The organism is Brevundimonas sp. NPDC046655 (assembly GCF_044901625.1).
Taxonomy (GTDB): domain Bacteria; phylum Pseudomonadota; class Alphaproteobacteria; order Caulobacterales; family Caulobacteraceae; genus Brevundimonas.
On sequence record NZ_JBJDPV010000006.1, the window covers coordinates 112,292 to 130,129 of the forward strand.

Annotated in this window: 19 protein-coding genes; 10 read left to right on the plus strand and 9 right to left on the minus strand. The window is 67.7% G+C overall.

Annotated elements, in window-relative coordinates; all coding sequences use genetic code 11:
- Window positions 1–3 precede the first annotated feature (3 nt).
- A complete protein-coding gene (locus ACI2KI_RS15445; protein WP_404621487.1) occupies window positions 4–1,629 on the plus strand; it encodes a DUF4139 domain-containing protein in 1,626 nt (541 codons plus the stop codon).
- A gap of 44 nt (window positions 1,630–1,673) precedes the next feature.
- On the opposite strand, the gene pth is transcribed toward ACI2KI_RS15445, so the two are convergent.
- The 4 genes from pth to ACI2KI_RS15465 all read right to left on the minus strand — a co-directional run bounded on the left by pth (window position 1,674) and on the right by ACI2KI_RS15465 (window position 5,199).
- On the minus strand, window positions 1,674–2,279 hold the full coding sequence (pth, locus tag ACI2KI_RS15450) for an aminoacyl-tRNA hydrolase (protein WP_404621489.1): 606 nt from the start codon (window positions 2,277–2,279) through the stop codon (window positions 1,674–1,676).
- A gap of 87 nt (window positions 2,280–2,366) precedes the next feature.
- Window positions 2,367–2,975, minus strand: a complete 609-nt coding sequence (locus ACI2KI_RS15455; protein ID WP_292081799.1) for a 50S ribosomal protein L25/general stress protein Ctc — start codon at window positions 2,973–2,975, stop codon at window positions 2,367–2,369.
- Window positions 2,976–3,120: 145 nt separating this feature from the next.
- Complete coding sequence (locus tag ACI2KI_RS15460) at window positions 3,121–4,155, minus strand: hypothetical protein (RefSeq protein ID WP_404621491.1); 1,035 nt, start codon at window positions 4,153–4,155, stop codon at window positions 3,121–3,123.
- A 108-nt stretch (window positions 4,156–4,263) separates the two neighbouring features.
- The gene (locus ACI2KI_RS15465) at window positions 4,264–5,199 is read right to left on the minus strand and encodes a ribose-phosphate pyrophosphokinase (RefSeq protein ID WP_292081794.1); all 936 of its coding nucleotides are present in this window, start codon (window positions 5,197–5,199) and stop codon (window positions 4,264–4,266) included.
- A gap of 241 nt (window positions 5,200–5,440) precedes the next feature.
- Here ACI2KI_RS15465 and ACI2KI_RS15470 point away from each other — a divergent pair, with 241 nt between their 5' ends.
- The 3 genes from ACI2KI_RS15470 (at window position 5,441) to ACI2KI_RS15480 (ending at window position 8,352) form a co-directional block, all read left to right on the plus strand.
- Window positions 5,441–6,256, plus strand: coding sequence for an outer membrane protein assembly factor BamD (locus ACI2KI_RS15470; RefSeq protein WP_404621586.1), 816 nt, complete (start codon window positions 5,441–5,443; stop codon window positions 6,254–6,256).
- A gap of 87 nt (window positions 6,257–6,343) precedes the next feature.
- Window positions 6,344–8,041, plus strand: a complete 1,698-nt coding sequence (gene recN / locus ACI2KI_RS15475) for a DNA repair protein RecN (protein ID WP_404621493.1) — start codon at window positions 6,344–6,346, stop codon at window positions 8,039–8,041.
- A 5-nt stretch (window positions 8,042–8,046) separates the two neighbouring features.
- Window positions 8,047–8,352, plus strand: a complete 306-nt coding sequence (locus ACI2KI_RS15480) for a GIY-YIG nuclease family protein (RefSeq protein ID WP_404621495.1) — start codon at window positions 8,047–8,049, stop codon at window positions 8,350–8,352.
- 155 nt (window positions 8,353–8,507) lie between these two features.
- Here the strand turns inward: ACI2KI_RS15480 and ACI2KI_RS15485 are convergent, their stop codons facing one another.
- From ACI2KI_RS15485 to ACI2KI_RS15500, 4 genes are all read right to left on the minus strand, one after another.
- Window positions 8,508–9,428, minus strand: coding sequence for a cobalamin biosynthesis protein CbiG (locus ACI2KI_RS15485; protein WP_404621497.1), 921 nt, complete (start codon window positions 9,426–9,428; stop codon window positions 8,508–8,510).
- Window positions 9,429–9,504: 76 nt separating this feature from the next.
- Window positions 9,505–10,020 (minus strand): hypothetical protein, encoded by a 516-nt coding sequence (locus ACI2KI_RS15490; RefSeq protein WP_292081786.1) that lies wholly within the window; start codon window positions 10,018–10,020, stop codon window positions 9,505–9,507.
- A 3-nt stretch (window positions 10,021–10,023) separates the two neighbouring features.
- Window positions 10,024–10,809, minus strand: a complete 786-nt coding sequence (locus tag ACI2KI_RS15495) for an exodeoxyribonuclease III (RefSeq protein ID WP_404621499.1) — start codon at window positions 10,807–10,809, stop codon at window positions 10,024–10,026.
- Window positions 10,810–10,912: 103 nt separating this feature from the next.
- Window positions 10,913–11,875 carry a hypothetical protein gene (locus ACI2KI_RS15500; protein WP_404621501.1) on the minus strand — a complete coding sequence of 321 codons (963 nt, stop codon included), beginning with the start codon at window positions 11,873–11,875 and terminating at the stop codon, window positions 10,913–10,915.
- A 131-nt stretch (window positions 11,876–12,006) separates the two neighbouring features.
- On the opposite strand from ACI2KI_RS15500, the gene ACI2KI_RS15505 reads away from it, so the two are divergent.
- Genes ACI2KI_RS15505 through ACI2KI_RS15530 form a run of 6 tightly spaced genes read left to right on the plus strand, consistent with a single transcriptional unit; the run spans window position 12,007 to window position 16,875 of the window.
- On the plus strand, window positions 12,007–13,080 hold the full coding sequence (locus ACI2KI_RS15505) for an MBL fold metallo-hydrolase (protein ID WP_404621503.1): 1,074 nt from the start codon (window positions 12,007–12,009) through the stop codon (window positions 13,078–13,080).
- Window positions 13,077–13,853, plus strand: a complete 777-nt coding sequence (locus ACI2KI_RS15510) for an enoyl-CoA hydratase (RefSeq protein ID WP_404621505.1) — start codon at window positions 13,077–13,079, stop codon at window positions 13,851–13,853. Before ACI2KI_RS15505 ends, ACI2KI_RS15510 begins: the two co-directional genes overlap by 4 nt.
- Window positions 13,854–13,904: 51 nt before the next feature.
- A complete protein-coding gene (locus tag ACI2KI_RS15515; RefSeq protein ID WP_404621507.1) occupies window positions 13,905–14,414 on the plus strand; it encodes a GNAT family N-acetyltransferase in 510 nt (169 codons plus the stop codon).
- Window positions 14,415–14,462: 48 nt separating this feature from the next.
- The gene (locus ACI2KI_RS15520) at window positions 14,463–15,014 is read left to right on the plus strand and encodes a DUF1285 domain-containing protein (RefSeq protein WP_404621509.1); all 552 of its coding nucleotides are present in this window, start codon (window positions 14,463–14,465) and stop codon (window positions 15,012–15,014) included.
- On the plus strand, window positions 15,011–15,673 hold the full coding sequence (locus ACI2KI_RS15525) for an NUDIX hydrolase (protein ID WP_404621511.1): 663 nt from the start codon (window positions 15,011–15,013) through the stop codon (window positions 15,671–15,673). The genes ACI2KI_RS15520 and ACI2KI_RS15525 overlap by 4 nt, the downstream gene beginning before the upstream one ends.
- Window positions 15,670–16,875, plus strand: coding sequence for a CCA tRNA nucleotidyltransferase (locus ACI2KI_RS15530; RefSeq protein WP_404621513.1), 1,206 nt, complete (start codon window positions 15,670–15,672; stop codon window positions 16,873–16,875). Before ACI2KI_RS15525 ends, ACI2KI_RS15530 begins: the two co-directional genes overlap by 4 nt.
- On the opposite strand, the gene ACI2KI_RS15535 is transcribed toward ACI2KI_RS15530, so the two are convergent.
- The gene (locus tag ACI2KI_RS15535; RefSeq protein WP_404621515.1) at window positions 16,850–17,809 is read right to left on the minus strand and encodes an endonuclease/exonuclease/phosphatase family protein; all 960 of its coding nucleotides are present in this window, start codon (window positions 17,807–17,809) and stop codon (window positions 16,850–16,852) included. The two genes, ACI2KI_RS15530 and ACI2KI_RS15535, sit on opposite strands and share 26 nt — an antisense overlap.
- Window positions 17,810–17,838: the final 29 nt, after the last annotated feature.

Consider the following 17,838-nt stretch of genomic DNA (forward strand, 5'->3'; position numbering starts at 1 on the left):
CCCATGCGCCGCCTGCTGGCGATCACCACGGCCCTGACGCTGCTGGGCCCTGCGGTCTGGGCTCCCGTCGCCCTGGCCCAGACGGAAAGCGTCTCCGCGCGACCGGACGGAGCGACGGTGGTCATCTACCGCGACCGCCCCGTGAACACCGTCGAACTGATGGCCCAGTCGCGTCAGTCCTGGAACCGGTTGGACCAGCAGGGCCTGGCCCTGATCGTCGAGACGCGCACCGTCGACCTGCCGGCGGGCGAGGGGATCATCCGCTTTCGTGGCCTGGCCACCGGCGTGGTGCCCCAGAGCGCGGTGCTGGAGGGCCTGCCCGCCCATTTGGTCGAGCGCAACGCCGACTTCGACCTTCTGTCGCCCGCCAGCCTGATGGAGAAGTCGGTGGGCGAGGTCGTCCGCGTCGTCCGCACCAATCCCGCGACCGGCGAACAGGTCGAGAAGGTCGCCGTCATCCGCGCGGGCGCGCAAGGGACCGTGCTGGAAATCGACGGCCGGTTCGAGGCCCTGGACTGCTCGGGCCAGACCGAGCGCGTCATCTTCGACCGCGTGCCGGAAGGTCTGGGCGACCAGCCGGTGCTGTCCGTCCGCACCCGCGCCGAGCAGGCCGGCCGCCACACCGTGACCCTGGCCTATCTGGCCACGGGGCTGCAGTGGTCGGCCGACTATGTGGCGCGCCTGAACCCCGACGGGCGGACGCTGGACCTCACGGGGTGGGTGACCCTGGCCAACTTCGGCGGCACCGGCTTCCCTGACGCTCCGGTTCAGGTGGTGGCCGGCACGCTGAGGAAGGACGACGGCACAGTGCCGGTTGAGCCGGTGATCCGCTATCCGCAGACCGGCTGCTGGCCGCAGGGCACGACGACCCTGGGTTCAGGAGAGTTCGCAAACTATGGCGGGCCCCCGCCGCCGCCCCCGCCTCCGCCGCCCATGGCCGCTCCCATGATGCGGATGGCGGTCGAGACCGCTGTGGACGAGATCGTCGTCACCGGCAGCCGGGTCGTTCGTCAGGGCGAACTGGGCGACTACAAGATCTACACCCTGCCGGAGCCGACCACGGTGGCCGCGCGCCAGACCAAGCAGGTGCGGTTCATGGAGCGCGAGGGTGTGGCCTATGACCGCGTCTATCGCGCCTGGATTGATGAAAATGACAGCGCCGAGGCGGAACCGGCCGAGATCCAGCTGCGACTTCGCAACGAGGCCCGCACGGGCCTGGGCCTGGCCCTGCCTGGCGGCACGGTGGCGGTGATGCAGCCAGACGGCGCGGGCGGCGCCCTGCTGGCGGGCGAGGACCGATTCGAGGACAAGGGCGTGGGCTTGCCGGTGCGTCTGACGTTCGGCCAGTCACCTGACGTGCGGGTCGCGACGCGGCGCGTGTCGTCCAGTTCCACCCGGGACAAGGGGATCCGCACGCGCCGCGCGGATATGGAGATCACCGTCACCAATGCGCGCAGTGAGGCCGTGACCGTCGATCTGTCGCCTCAGGGGGCGGGACGGCGGGGCTTCCGCATTCTCAGCCAGTCGATCCGCAGCCGCATCGACGACACCGGCTATCCGGTCTGGACCATGACCGTGCCCGCCAACGGCGCGGCGACCCTGAAGGCGACCTGGACGACGACGGACTGAGACTGTGATTCTCGCTCCCCTTCATGGGGAGAGAGAGGCTTGCGCTATTCCCCCCGCGCCGCCTGCCTGGGGCTGAACTTGGGCGCCGGGGCCAGGCGCATGACCTCGCCCTGATAGCGTTCGTCGTCGCCGTTCACCGCAAAGGGCAGTGCGTCGGCGCAGGCCTGCAGCATGGCGTCCAGCCAGAGCTTGTCGGCCTTGTGGAAGTCGCCCAGGACGTGAGTGTGGACCAGTTGCGGCTCGCCGGGGTGGCCGATGCCCATGCGGGCGCGGCGGAAGTCGGCGCCCAGGTGGCTGATCAGGCTGCGGACACCGTTCTGACCCGCTGCGCCGCCGCCGGTCTTCATGCGGAAACGACCGGGGGCCAGGTCGATCTCGTCGTGGAAGATGATGATTTCGCTGGGCTTGATCTTGTAGAATCGCGCCGCCTCGCCGACCGCCCGGCCGCTCTCGTTCATATAGGTCTGGGGCTTCATCAGCAGGACCTTGGTCCCTTCGACCTCGCCCTCGCTGACGATGGACTGGAACTTGGCCCGCTCGGGGCCGAAGCGCCAGCGGCTGGCGATCTCGTCCACAACCATGAAGCCGATGTTGTGGCGGTTCTTTTCGTACTTGGCGCCCGGATTGCCGAGCCCTGCGATGATGATCATGCGGACCTCATGCCCTGTGCTTAGCGCAAAGAAAAGCCCCGCTCCGGCGAACCGGGCGGGGCTGAAATCTTACGAAGAAGAAGCCTATCAGGCTTCGGCTTCAGCGGTGGTGTCACCGGCGTCCGACTGCGAGGCAGCCGAGTTCTTGATCGTGGCGATCACGAAGTCGCGGTCGGTGATGGTCGCCGAGGCGCCCTTCGGCAGGGCGATGTCCGACATGCGGATGGTCTCACCGATTTCGCGACCCTTCAGGTCGACAACCAGCTCTTCCGGGATCTGGTCGGCGGCGACCAGGATCTCGACCGAGTGACGGACCACTTCCAGCATGCCGCCGGCGCGGGTGTAGGGCGCTTCGTCAGCGTTCTTGAAGTGAACGTTGATTTCGATCTTGATCGGAGCCTTGGCGTCGACGCGCATCAGGTCGAAGTGCATCGGACGGTCCGACACCGGGTCGAAGTCGACGGTCTTGGCGATGACCGGCTGGGTCTCTTCGCCGTACTTCAGGGTCACCAGGTGGCCCAGCAGCTTGCCGGTGTAGAGCGACTTGCGGAAGTCCTTCTCGTTCACCGAGATGGCGACGGGGGCCTTGTCGCCGCCGTACAGGATGCCAGGGACAGCGCCCGCGCGACGCACTGCACGTGCGTTGCCGGTACCAACGCCTTCACGGACGTCAACGTTCAGAATGATCTCGGCCATCGGGCTCGCCTCAACAACAACAGTAACGCCGCGCCAACCGGGGCCCGCGCAGCGGGGTCATGAACCCTCGAATTCAAGAGGGCGGGCTATTACACGGAACATGGGGAGGACGCAACCGCCCCGGTCGTTTCAGCCCGCCTTGTCGTCACTTCATGCCGCTTCCCGGCATGGGATTGGTCTCGGCGATAGTGACGGTCGGGGTGGTTTGAGCGGGCGCGGGCCCGGTATACTGGGCCGTGCAGGTCGCCAGATCGCGCAGGATGTGGCGACCTGTGCAGAACATGTCCTCATAGCTGGGGCGCGATGCGGCGAGGCACTGGTACAGCATCAGCTTCGACATGCTGAGGCAGAACTCGTTGTTCGATTCGGTCGACAGGGCGTTCGTGTTGGCTTGCGCGTCTTCGCCGGCGGCTCCCAGGGCGGCCAGGGCGGCGATCGCCAGGGAGTTGACCACTGCAGGCGTGAACGGCGCGCCGCGCTGCGCCGGCGTCAGGTTCAGCCCCGAGCCGCTGTTGGCGGCGGCGAACAGGCGGGCGCTTTCCTCTGCCGAGGGCAGGCGCGCCACCGACAGGGCCTTGGCGCCTTCCAGTCGGCCGCTGCGGTCCGCCACGGGCTGCACCGCCCAGCGGCGCCGCGGGTCGCGACGTTCCTGAATCGTATAGGCGTCGCCTTCAACCGCTTCGGCGATCGCCGTCAGAGCGGCGATGTCCTTGCCGAGCGTCGAGGTGATCAGGCCTGCGGCGGCGTCGGCGCCGGGCAGGGTGGCGGCGTAGGCCGGGTCGGCGACGATGCGCGAGATCATTTCCTGCCGCAGGGCAGGCGTCGAGGCGAACTGGCGTACGCCGGCGACATATTCGGGCGATTGCAGCGCGAGGATCGAGCCGTAGGCGATCATGCCGCGCGACAGCTGGCCTGGCTCGGAGGCGGCGCCTTTGCGGATCGCCGCCTGAATGGACTCAGCGTCGGCGAATCCCGCCTGTATGGTGCCGACTTCGCGCACGTAGGCGACATAGACCGAGGCTGCCTGGGCCACGCCCTGGTTCAGGCTTACCGCGGGCAGGGGGGCGACCACCGGCGGCGGCGGCGGCGCTTCCGGTTCGGGCGTCGAGCAACTGGCCAGAAGGGCGGCGGCGGCGATGGCGGCGACGGACAGGCCGCGGCGCAAGAAGGCCTGGGTCATCGGCGAACTTCCCTCAAATCAAACGCGGGGCGCGCCCCTTGAGGCCAAGGTGGGCGCGCTCCAGAAACTGATGCGTCTTATATCGCTGAGGGAATGGTTATTCGAAGGTTAATCGAACAGCTTCGAGACCGATTCCTCATTGGCGATACGGCGGATAGCTTCGCCGATCAGAGGGGCCACGGAAACCGTGCGGATCTTCCCGCACTTCAAAACTTCGTCAGGCTGTTCGATGGAATCGGTGATCACCAATTCCTTGAGCGGGCCATTGGTGACGCGCTGCACCGCCGGACCCGAGAGGACGCCGTGGCTGATGTAGGCCGAGACCTCGGTGGCGCCGCGATCAATCAGGGCCTGGGCGGCGTTCACGAGGGTGCCGCCCGAATCGACGATGTCATCGAACAGGATGCAGCGGCGGCCTTCGACGTCGCCGATGATGTTCATCACCTCGCTCTCGCCCGCCTTGGGACGGCGCTTGTCGACGATGGCCAGGTCGGCGTCGAGACGTTTGGCCAGCGAGCGGGCGCGCACCACGCCGCCGACGTCCGGCGAGACGATCATCAGATCATCGCCGCGCGGATAGTGGTCCTTGATGTCCTGAGCCAGCACCGGGGTGGCCACCAGGTTGTCGGTCGGAATGTCGAAGAAGCCCTGGATCTGGCCGGCGTGCAGATCCATGGTCAGGACGCGATCAGCGCCGGCGCGGGTGATCAGGTTGGCCACCAGCTTGGCCGAGATCGGCGTGCGGCCGCCGGTCTTCCGGTCCTGACGGGCGTAGCCGAAGTAGGGCATGACCGCCGTGATCCGCCGCGCCGACGCCCGCACCAGGGCGTCGGTCATGATCAGCAGCTCCATCAGGTTGTCGTTGGCCGGATAGGAGGTCGACTGGATGACGAAGACGTCTTCGCCGCGGACGTTCTCCTCGATGACGGCGAAAACCTCATTATCGGCGAATCGCTTCACCTGGGCCTTGGTCAGGGGCATGTCGAGGTGGGACCCGATGGCCTGGGACAGAGTCCGGTTCGAATTGCCAGAGAGCAGCTTCATGACCGGTCATCCTTTTGCCGTCATCGCTGCGCCAATGAGCGCAGTCGTTTCTGGACGCGCTCTTTAGCAGCGGATCGCCTCGCATCAACCCGTCATGACGGATTTCGCTGCATTGGCATGGTCGCCGTCGCTGCTATAGAGATCGCCGTAACGACTGCGGCGCACCGGGGGTGCGCCGTGACCAAGGCATCTTAAGAGGTCGCCCTTGCCCGCTTCGAAGTCCCGTACCGGCCTGACCCTGATGACGGTCGCCGTCGCCGCCCTGACGGTTTCCGCCTGTTCCGGGACCAAGCCGCGCCAGCGACTGGCCTATGAGGAGCGCCCCGTCGAGGCGCTCTACAACACCGGCTATCAGCGACTGCAGTCCAAGCGCTGGACCGACGCCGTGGACTATTTCCAGGAAGTGGAGCGTCAGCACCCCTATTCGGAATGGTCGCGTCGGGCGATCCTGATGCAGGTCTACGCCTATTATCAGAACAACAACTATCAGGACGCCATGGCGGCGGCTGATCGTTTCATCGCCCTGTTCCCGGGCAACCCGTCTGCGGCCTACGCCTTCTACATGCGCGCCATCTGCAACTTCGAGCAGATCGTCGACGTGGGCCGGGACCAGGCCTACGCCGAGGCCGCACTGGCCGGCCTGCGCGACGTCGCGCGCCGCTATCCCAACACGCCCTACGCCACCGACGCCCGCGTCAAGATCGACATGGTCAACGACCAGCTGGCCGGCAAGGAGATGACCGTGGGCCGTTTCTATCAGCGGGCCAACCAGCCGCTGGCCGCGATCAACCGCTACAAGACGGTCATCAATAGCGAAGCCTTCCAGCGCAGCTCGCACACACCGGAAGCCCTGTACCGTCTGGTGGAGGTCAACCTCGCCCTGGGCCTGAACGAAGAGGCTACCCGCAACGCCGCCGTCCTGGGTCACAACTATCCGGGCAGCCCCTGGTACGCCGAGGCCTACGCCCTTCTGACCGAGCGCGGTCAGCAGCCGGGCGTCCGGCCCGAGAGCAAGCGTGAGAGCTGGCTGCAGCGGATCATCCCCGGCGGGGCCTGATGCTTTAGGGGAGCGCATGCGGAAAGACGCTGCGTTCCCTTTCTGTTTCCGGCTACAGTGGGCTGTAAAGTCGAATCAAGCTGGCCCATGCTGACCACACTCTCGATCCGTGACGTCGTTCTCGTCGACGCCCTCGACCTGGAGGTCGGCGAGGGGCTGACCGTGCTGACCGGCGAGACCGGCGCCGGCAAATCCATCATTCTCGACGCTCTGGGCCTGGCGCTCGGCGCGCGCAGCGATGCGGGGCTGGTGCGCGCGGGCGCCAAGCAGGCGGTCGCCACCGCCGTCTTCACCGCCCCCGACGACGCCGCCCTGATCGCCCTTCTGGCCGAGCGCGGCTTCGAGGTCGCGCCGGGCGAGGAGTTGATCCTGCGCCGCGTCGTCTCGGCCGACGGCCGCAGCCGCGCCTACGTCAACGACCAGCCCGCGGGCGTCACCGCCCTGCGCGAGATCGGCGCCCTGCTGGTCGAGGTCCACGGGCAGCACGAGACGGTCGGCCTGCTGGACTGGAAGACACACCGCGCCCTGCTGGACAACTATGGCGGCCTGCAGCCCCAGCTGTCGGGCGTGGCCGCCGCCGCCGAGCGTCTGAAGGCCGCTCAGGGGCGTTTGGACCAACTGGAAGCCTCCGCCGCTGAAGCCGCCGCCAAGGCGGAGGAGATCGCGCTCAACCTCGCCGACCTCGACGCCCTGGACCCGCAAGCTGACGAGGAAACCGAACTGGCGGGCGAACGCGCCATCCTGGGCGCGGCGGAAAAGGCTGTCGCCGACCTGGCCGACGCCCGCAACCTGCTAGGCGGGGACAAGCTGAGCCAGCGTCTGGCTTCGGCCCTGCGCGCCGTCGAACATGCCCGCCAGCGCGCCGTTCAGGCCGGGGCTGAGGGCGACAACCCCATCATCGTCAAGCTGGCCCTGGCGGCCGAGGCCGTGGACCGCGCGCTCGTCGAGGCGACCGAGGCCGTCGCCGCCGTCGACGCCGCCGCCGACGCCTTCGACTTCGAGCCGGGCCGTCTGGACAAGGCCGAGGAGCGCCTGTTCAGCCTGCGCGCCGCCGCCCGCAAGCTGAACACCACGGTCGACGCCCTGCCGGCGCTGCGCGTCCGTCTGCGCGAGCAACTGCGCCTGATCGAGGACGGGGCCGAGGCCCTGACCAACGCCCGTCGTGACGTGGCCGCGGCCGTCGAGGCCTATGACGTGGCCGCCATGCTGCTGACCTCGGCGCGCGAGGCGGCGGGCGATCGTCTGGTCGCAGCCGTCATGGCCGAGCTGGGTCCGCTCAAGCTGGATCGCGCTCGGTTCCGCGTGACGCTGGAGCCTGTCGAAGGCCGGCGCGGCTCTCTGGGCGTCGAGACGGTGCGTTTCGAGGTCGCCACCAACGCCGGCACGCCCTTCGGCCCGCTGGACACTGTCGCCTCAGGCGGCGAACTGGCGCGCTTCGCGCTCGCCATGAAGGCGGCGCTCGCCAGCCGCGAGGATCAGCGCCAGCCGGTCATGATCTTCGACGAGGTGGATCAGGGCGTCGGTGGCGCCGTGGCCGAGGCCGTCGGCGGGCGCCTGCAACGTTTGTCCATGGGCGCCCAGGTCCTGGTCGTGACCCATAGCCCCCAGGTCGCTTCACGCGGCCACGCCCACTGGAAGGTCCGCAAGGCCGACGTGGACGGCCACACCCGCACCTCCATCGATGTGCTGGAATCCCATCCCCGCCAGGAAGAAATCGCCCGGATGCTGTCGGGCGCCGAGATCACCGACGAGGCGCGGGCGGCGGCGCGTGTGCTGATCGGGTAACTGAGATGCGCGACGACGGCACGGAAGGTTTCTGGATCTACATCGTCGCCAATCACCGCAACGGCGCCATCTACACGGGCCACACAGAAAACCTGGGGCGTCGTGCGCATGAGCACGCATCTGGCCTGATGCCTGGCTTCACGCGCGACCACGGATGCAAGACCCTGGTCTGGGCCGAATGGCACGAAACCCGCGAAAGCGCTTTTCGGCGCGAGCGCGCCATCAAGGAATGGCGACGCGCATGGAAGCTGCGCCTGATCGAAGAACGCAATCCGACCTGGCGCGACATGCTGGCGGATTACGTGACGTAGTCCGTTCCCCTAAAATCGCTCATCCCGGCGAACGCCGGGATCCAGATTGTAAGACGCGACAGATGCTCCAAATGGCGCATCCAGTCCTTAGAGCCTGCCGTCTCGCCATATAATCTGGATCCCGGCCTTCGCCGGGATGAGCGGAAAAGGAGAGCTTAGACCCCCAGGATCCAGCCTTCTTCGCTTTCGACTTGCGCGATCAGGGCTTCGTCCGCGGTCTTCGGCGGCGCAAACGCCTTCTGCAAGTCGCCGGCGTCGTCCATCTGGGCGAAGGCTTCGGCGGCGGTGCGGACCTGGGCCTGGGTCTTGTATTCCTTGACGCCTTCGGCGCTGACCTGACGCTTGGCGTCGAACAGGGCAGGCCAGACCTCGACCACGACGGCGGACAGGGGCTCGACGTCGGCCTCGGTCAGTTCACGCCAGCCGGTGTTGAAGGGCCAGACGGCGGCCGAGGCCCCCAGCTGGTCCAGCAGGCGGCGCAGCATGGGCACGCCCAGCAGGGTCAGGCCGCCGACGGCGCCCGCGCCGTGCATCTGCCAGACGCTCTTGGGCGGCAGCTTGTCCTTGCGTGCGGCCAGTTCGGTGGCGCGGAACTCGGGAATGTCGGCGCCGGCGCCTTCGGGCGGCTTGGTCGTGGTCAGCCAGCGTTGCGCCTGGCTGGCGGGTGAGCCCCAGAAGGGCCAGGCCTCGTCCGTCATCAGACGGTTCATCTTGGCCGCGACCTGATAGCGGTTGTTGGTGTTGTCGGCCTTGTCGACAATGTTGGCGGCCAGGAACTTGCCCATGGCGTCCCAGGGACGACCGTCCAGCTTCAGACGCGCCGCCGTGCCGGCGGGGAAGCCGAAGTCGAAGTCGAAGCCGACCAGGACGCGGTCGCCGCGCTTGCGGTGTTCAGCCAGCAGGTCGGCGATCAGCTTCTCGCCCTCGGCGCGCGTGGCGACGTTGTGGGTCTCGGTATAGAGGCGGAAACGCACGTCGCGCTTGGCCACGCCGACCCACAGGGTCTGCTCGCCCAGCTTCTTGCCTTCGGCGGCGGTCCAGTCAGCGATGATGTAGGCGTCGAAGAGACGGGCCACGGCGGGCTCCTGAAGAAACGCAGTAAACAGCAGAGGCGGGGGTTCTAGCCTCCCGCGAAGGAGGCGGGAAGGGCGATCAGCGCTTCATCAGGGCTTCGACATGCGACAACCAGCGCCGCCCCAGCCGCAGGGCCTCGGTCGGCGAGCCGGTCGAGGCCGGCAGGTCGGCGTTCCACAGGGCCAGTTCGAACTCGGGGCTGCGGGTGTCGGCGAACATCAGGCGCAGCACCACCTGTTCCGCCTCGGGCACGACCACGTCCAGGTCCTTGCGCAGGGCGCCGCGCCGGGCGCGGGCGACCACATGGCCATCGACGATAATCTCGCCTCCCTCGACCTCATCGAAGGCATAGACCAGCCCCTGCGAACCGCGCTTCCACAGCACCACAACCTGTCCGCCGTCGAAATCGAGTCCCGCGGCGCGGCCCTCGGCGGGCGACAGGGCTTCGGTGTCGGCCTTGACGCCCAGCGACTTGAGTAGGGCCCGTTTCAGCCGCCGTTCCGGCTCCATCCACCAGGACAGCAACAGGGCGCCGGTCGTCAGGAAGGCGGCGGTCAGGGCGATCAGCAGGATGACCCTGAACGTCTCGCCCATGGATCAGGCTTCCAGATCGAGGTCGACCACCACGGGGACGTGGTCGCTGGGCTTGTCCATGTCGCGGGCCTCGCGATGGGTCTCGACGCCCCGGAACCGGTCCGTGGCCTGCGGAGACAGCAGGGCGTAGTCGATGCGGATGCCGTTGTTCCTCTGCCAGGCGCCGGCCTGATAGTCCCAGAAGGTATAGGTGCCCTTGGGCTCGTCGCCGAGCTCATGGGCGTCCGACAGGCCCAGCCACTTCATGGCGTTCAGCGCCGCGCGGGTTTCCGGCTGGAACAGGGCGTCGTTGGCCCAGTCCTCGGGCTTGGCCGCGTCGTCGGGCGTCAGGATGCAGTTGTAGTCGCCGCACAGGGCCAGAGGCTCTTCAAAGGCCAGCAGGGCCTTGGCGTGGTCGTGCAGGCGTTGGAACCAGGCCAGCTTGTAGGGAAACTTCTCGGTGCCCAGTGGATTGCCGTTGGGCAGATAGATGGACGCGACGCGCACCGGGACCGGGGCCTCGATCAGGGCTTCGATATAGCGGGCCTGTTCGTCTGCGTCGTCGCCCGGCAGGCCTCGCCGGATGTCGGACAGAGGAAATTTCGACAGGATGGCGACGCCGTTATAGGTCTTCTGACCGTGCGTCTCGACGTTGTAGCCTAGGCTCTCGAAGGCCTCGCGCGGGAATTTTTCGTCCACGCATTTGATTTCCTGGAAGCAGACGACGTCGGGATTGGCGGCTTCCAGCCAGGCCAGCACGGTGGGCAGGCGGGCGTTGACCGAGTTCACGTTCCAGGTGGCGATGCGCATGGCCCAAGGCTAAGCCGCGTCGCGTTCGGCGAAAAGAGGTCGCCAAAAACAAAGACGCCGCCGGATTGCTCCGGCGGCGCTTCGTTCGACGATCAGGCCTCGTTTAGGCTTGCGGCGTCGCGGCCGGAGGCGTGGTCGTCAGCTTGCAGCCGCCGCCGATCTGCTGGGCCGTGGCGCAGGGATAGACCTGTTGCACGACGCGCTCGGCGTTCTGGCGAATGATGAAGCCGTCAGCGCCGGCGCAGGTCATCTCGATGAAACGGCCGTTTGCGTTCTGACCCATCAGACGGACCTGCTGCACGTCGCAGGCGGCGGCGTCCGTGCCGGGCAGCCAGGCCTTAACCGTCGCAGCCTGTTCAGCGGGCGTGGTGAACAGGCAGGTCGAGTTCTGGCTGAGAATTTGCAGGCATTCGGTCTTTTCCCAGCCCGAAACGCTCTTTTCGATCCAGTAGCCGTCAGCGCCGGCGCAGCCCACTTCATAAATGACGGCGCCATCGCCCGATTGGCCCCTCACTTTGACTTCATCGACGGTGCAGGGGACGCTGGCCTGGGTCGCATAGGCCTTCAGGAAGCCTTGAATGTCCAGGTTGCCCGGGAGGGTGCAGGTCGGCCCGGTGGGGGCTTCAGGATTGGCCGTGCGAGCGGCTTGAGCTTGGCTGTCGAGAATGACGCAGTCGACGGCTTGGGGCGGCGTGGAGGCGACTACGATATAGCCCGGCGCGCCGGAGCAGGCCGTTTCGTAAATCTTGGTCTGTTCAGCAGTTTGCCCCAGCAACTTCGCGTCGGTCACTTGGCACGTGACCGATGCAGAAGCGAGAACCGCTTCAGCTTCGGCCTTGATGACCGCCGGATCCACTGGAGCGGGCGCCTGGTTGCGTTGCTCGCGATTCTGGCGTTGGCGATCCATGCGTGACGGGGTGACGCGGCTGGACGGAGCCGAGATCGCGGACTGTGAGGAGGCCGGTCCGTTGCCGGTCCCGGTGCCGTCTTGCGCGTTGGCAGGTGAGGCGACCAGAGCCGCCAGGGTGAGCGCGCCGCCCAGCGCCGCCAGAGTTTTGTTCAACACGGGGTTCTCCTCAAACCAATTCCGTTAGCCTTGGCGACCGGATTCCTCGCGGTCAAGATAGCGATGGGGGGCTGAAACTCGCTGGACGTTGAAATAGCTGTTGGCTAAAACAGTTTTTTTTGGAGACGGACTTGGCCGACGGTGTCGCAGGATCAGAGGGGCGTACCGAGCGCGGCCTGACCTATCCATCGGGGCCGCCGCCCGAGGCTGGTCACGCGGTCGAGGTTGCGCCGGGCGTGCTGTGGCTGCGTTTGCCGCTGCCGATGACGCTTAACCACATCAACGTCTACGCCCTGGCCGACGGCGACGGCTGGACTCTGGTCGATACGGGGCTGAAGACCACCGCCTCGCGCGAGGCCTGGGAGGCGGCGTTTGCGGGGCCGTTGGGCGACAAGCCGGTCAAGCGCGTCATCTGCACCCATATGCACCCTGACCACATCGGCCTGGCAGGCTGGCTGTGTGAACGGTTTAACGCACCGCTGCTGATGTCGCGGCTGGAGTACGTGACGGCGCGGATGCTGATCGCCGACGAAGGGCGTCCCGCGCCTGACGAGGGCGCGGTCTTCTATCGCGCCGCCGGCTGGAACGACGAGCAGATCGCGCGCTGGCGCACCGGCTACGGCGGGTTCGGCAAGGCGGTGGCGGCCATGCCTTCGGCCTATCTTCGGCTCAGCGAAGGCGATGTGGTGCGCATCGGCGACCAGGAATGGCGCGTGGTGATTGGGGAGGGGCACTGTCCCGAACATGTCTGTCTGTGGCGCGAGCGCGACGGCGTGCTTCTGTCGGGCGACCAGATCCTGCCGCGCATTTCCTCGAACGTCTCCGTCTGGCCGACCGAGCCGGAGGGCGATCCCCTCGGCGAATGGCTGCGGTCCCTGGCGGCGCTGAAGGCGCGGTTGCCCGGCGACCTGTTCGTCCTGCCGTCGCACGGCGAGCCCTTCTATGGCGTCACCACGCGGCTGGAGGCCCTGATCCGGGGTCATGAGGTGGCGCTGAAACGACTGGAGCGAACACTGAGGACGCCCTCGCGCGCCGTGGATGTGTTTCCGGCCCTGTTCGCACGCCCGGTGGGCGACGAGGTGCTGAGCATGGCGACGGGCGAGGCGATCGCGCACTTGAACTATCTGGCCCGCGAGGGGCGGGCCCGGCGCAGCCGCGATGAAGCGGGCGTCGATTGGTGGATGCTGACGGAGGCTGGACAATGAGCGAGCACATCAAACTCGAACGGGACGGCGGCGTCCTGACGGTCGCCTTCGACCGAGCAGACAAGAAGAACGCCATCACCCAGGCCATGTATTCTGCTCTGGCCGAGGCCGTCGAAGGCGCCAAGACCGACGACGCCGTGCGCGTCGTCCTGTTCCGCAGCGAGGGCGACTCCTTCTCAGCGGGCAACGACATCGCCGACTTCATCGCCCTCGGCTCTCAGAGCAGCGGCGATCTGGTCGAGATGGGCGTGTTCCGGTTCCTCAAGGCCTTGGCGGATCTGGACAAGCCCGCCGTGGCGGCAGTGCGCGGGCGCGCCGTGGGCATCGGCCTGACCTTGCTGCTCCATTGCGACATGGTGGTGGTGGCCGAGGATGCTCTGCTTTCCGTTCCCTTCGTCAATCTGGCCCTGGCCCCCGAGGCAGCGTCGTCTCTGCTGTTACCGGCGACCATCGGCCATCAACGAGCGTTCGAGCTGTTCGCCTTGGGCGAGGCCATCGACGGCAAGACGGCCCTGGCCTGGGGCATCGCCAATCGGGCGGTTCCGGCCGATCAGGTCGATGCCACGGCGCGCGAACTGGCTGGCAAGCTGGCGGCGCGAGCGCCCAACTCGATACGCAAGACCAAGGTCCTGATGCGCGATGCCGAGGCCCTGTGGAACCTGATGCAGCGCGAGGCCAAGGCCTTCGGCTCGCAGATGCGTAGCCCCGAGGCGATGGAGGCCTTCATGGCTTTCAGCCAGAAACGGGCGCCGGATTTCTCGAAAGCCGGCTGAATTCGCGCAAACGCGATTGATTCGAGGGGGCTGGGGGTCTAGGCGCCGCGCATGAACGCCGTCGTCGCCCCCGTGTCTGTCGAATCCGCAACGCCCGTCCGCATCCAGCGAGAACGATCGGGCGACGCGGCGGCGATCGACGCCCTGGTGCTGGCGGCCTTCGGTCCCGGCCGGTTCGCCAAGACGGCGGAGCGGCTGCGGGAAGTCGCGGCTCTGACTGCGGGCTTTTCGGCCTTTGAGGGCGAACGGCTGATCGGCTCGGTGCGGCTGTGGTCGATCATGGTCGGCGCGGCGCGCTCGGTGTTTCTCGGTCCCATCGCCGTGGACGCCTCCAGCCGCCGCGGCGGACTGGGCGCCGAACTGGTGCAGGCCTGCATCGTCGAGGCCAGGGCAATGAAGCTGGACGGTGTGCTGTTGATCGGTGATCCGCCCTATTTCTCACGCTTCGGCTTTGTCGCGGCGCCCCGGGCCGTGTTCGCTGGGCCGGTGGATCAGCGCCGGGTGATGTGGCTGCCGATCAGCGAGGTCGAGCCGGCCGGGGCGGTGCGTCCCGTCGCCTGAGGTCGGACTGACCTTCCTTTGCCGGGCGACGCGCCCCATAGTCTGGATATGACGAACCCTGCGACAAAGCCTGGCCTGTCCGGCGTCGCCGAAGCCGCGCGACAGGCGCCGGGGCACGGCCTGCCGCCGGTGCATCTGTGGCATCCCGAACATTGCGGCGACATCGATATCCTGATCCGGGCCGATGGCGTCTGGCTGCACGAGGGCTCGCCCATCGGGCGACTTGAACTGGTGCGCCTGTTCTCGACGGTGTTGCGGAAGGATCAGGACGGCTATCATCTGGTCACGCCCGCCGAAAAGCTGAAGATCAAGGTCGAGGACCTGCCGTTTCGGGCTGTGTCCGTGCAGGCGGCGAACGGCGTGTTGAGCTTCACGACCGACGTCGGCGACGTGGTCGAGGCAGGGGCGGATCATCCCCTCGTGGTCGAGACCGACGCCGAAACCGGCGAGCCGTCGCCGCGCGTTCATGTACGGGCTGATCTCTGGGCGCGGATCGCGCGGCCGGTCTTCTATGAGCTGGTCGAGGGAGCCGAGGCGATCGATGGGCAGTTGGTGGTGCGATCCAGCGGAGAGGCCTTCGCTCTGGGAGGGCTGGAATGAGCTGCGACAGCTTGAGGAAGCGGCTGGAGGCCCGGCTGGACCCGGTGACCTCATGGACGCCCGAACGGACCGCGATCCGGTCCGATTACGACCTGAACCCTGGCGCGGCACGACCCGCGCGCGAGCTGCGGCCCGCCGCTGTTCTGGTGCCGATCATCATGCATGATGACGGCCCGACAGTTCTGATGACGCGGCGCTCGGACAGCCTGGCCAGCCACACCGGCCAGATCGCCTTTCCCGGCGGACGGCTGGACCCGGGCGAGACGGCGGGGCAGGCGGCGCTGCGCGAAGCCTTCGAGGAGGTGGCGCTGGACCCCGGCGTGGTCGAACTGCTGGGGCTAGGCGATCCCTATGAGACGGGGACCGGGTTTCTGGTGACGCCGGTGGTGGGCTGGCTGACGAAACCGCCGCTGGTCACGCCTTCACCGGCTGAGGTGGCCGAGGTGTTCGAGGCGCCATGGGACTTCCTGATGGACCCGGTCAATCATCGTCGGGACTACTACGACCCGGAGGAGGGGCCGCGTCGTTGGTTCTGGGCCATGCCGTTCGAGGACCGCTATATCTGGGGCGTGACAGCGGGCATTCTGAAGGGGTTGTTCGGGCGTCTGTACGGCGACGAGGTCGAGCCCCTGTCGGCCGCGGCCGAGGACGCCGCGTGAGCCGACGACTGCAAGGACAGGACTGGCTGACGGCTCCGGCGACGCGTGCGGTCATGGCGGCGCTGGCGGCGGCGGGCGGGCCGGACTGCGCCCGTTTCGTCGGCGGCTGCGTGCGCAACGCCCTGATCGGCGCGCCCATCGACGACATCGACATCGCCACGACCTTGACGCCCGACGCCGTGGTCGCGGCGCTGAAGGCGGCAGGATTGAGATCTGTCCCGACCGGCATCGAGCACGGCACCGTGACGGCGATCTCGGAGCATCAGCCGTTCGAGATCACCGCCCTGCGCCGCGATGTCTCGACCGACGGACGGCGCGCCACCGTGGCCTTCACGACCGACTGGGCCGAGGATGCAGGGCGGCGCGATTTCCGCCTGAACGCGCTATATGCCGACGCGGAAGGCGTCATCCTGGACCCGACGGGGCTGGGGTTCGACGACGCCGTGGCGGGGCGGATCGTCTTTGTCGGCGAGCCTGAGGGCCGCATCCGCGAGGACTATCTGCGTATCCTGCGCTTCTATCGCTTCTATGCCTGGTACGGACGCGGCGAGCCCGATGCGGCGGCGGTGGCGGCCTGTGCGGCCCTGGCCGAGGGCGTCGAGCAGTTGTCGGCCGAGCGGGTGTCCAAGGAACTGCTGAAGCTGCTGGGGGCGCCTGATCCGCGTCCGGCTGTGCGGCTGATGGATCAAGCAAGCGTCTTGGAACGTGTGTTACGCCAACCTGTCGAGCTGGCGCTGTTCGAGGCGATGACAGAGCTGAGCGGCGACGCGGTACTGCGGCTGTCGGCCCTGTTGCCGGACGATCCGGCGGGGGTGGCGGCAGTCGCCCGAGCGCTGCGGCTATCCAATGCGCAACGCCGCCGTCTGGTCGAGGCGGTGGCTGGCCAGGCGACGACGACCCTGACGGATTCGCAGGCGCGCGCGGTTGTCTATAGCGACGGACGACAGGCGTTCGAAGACCGCGTCATGCGGGCCTGGGCGGCAGGGGGCGACCCGGAAGCGGCGCAGCGTCTGTTAGCGCTGTCGAAAGACTGGACGCTGCCGACCATGCCTGTCGGCGGACGGGACCTTGTGCGGCTGGGTCTGAAGCCGGGGCCGGAGACGGGGCGGGTGCTGAAGGCCTTTGAGGCCGGCTGGATCGCGGACGACTTCCCTGATCATGGCCACGACGACCGGCTCAGGGCGCTTCTGCCGCCAGCGTGAAACGGGTGACGACCGGGCGGTGGTCCGAGCCGTTCTTGCGGCCCAGTCTGCGCTCCAACAGGGCGAGGTCGGGCGAGCGCCAGACCTGATCGATAGTCATGGCGGCGCCCGCCGGCAGGGCGGAGGGCCAGGTGCCGGGCCAGCCGGGGGCGGGGATCAGGCCGGTCTCAGCCTGGACCTGACGGCCGATGCGGGCGCTGGAAACGCTGTTGAAATCGCCCGCTGCGATGACAGGGCCGCTCATATCGCGACGAATGGCGGCCAGGGCCGTGGCCTGATTGATCTGTCCCCACTGATACTGGAAAGGCCAGGGACGGGTCAGGTGGGCGCCGATGATGTTGACGGGGCCTAGCGGCGTGTGGGCCATAGCGGCGACCGAGACCAGGCCGTCGGGGCGGTCAGCGATGGCGGTCAGCGGATAGCGTGAGGCGATCGCGGCCCGCGCGGCTCCGCTGGGCCGGTCCACGCGGGCGTTCAGGACGCGATGCGGATAGCGCGCCAGCACCTGGTCGAGCTGAGCCGCCGGCGTGTCGCCCAACTCGACCAGGATGACGATGTCAGCATCGGACTCGGTGATGGAGCGGGTGATCGCCACGACGTCAGTATTGGGCGCCCAGAGATTGGCGGAGTAGAGCGTCAACGTCGGCGCGTCCTCGCGCGGAAGGGCAGCGCTGCGTGGAAACCATTGGGGCCAGACGGCGAGAACCAGCAGGCCGGTGACCGCCAGCCCCGCGATCATGCCGGGTCGCAGTCGCAGCAGGGCATAGGCCAGCGTCAGAACCAGCGTCGCCCCAAGGGCCGGGGCGGGAAACTGGGCCAGCAGGTCTGTCCAGCGGTGCCCGATCCGCGTCAGGGCGGACATGGCGACGGCGGCGGGCGCGGCCATCAGGCCCAGCGCTGCCAGGTGGATCGCGGCCTTCAAAGGAGAGATCAAGCGGACTTCCTCGCGGACTGACGCGGCGG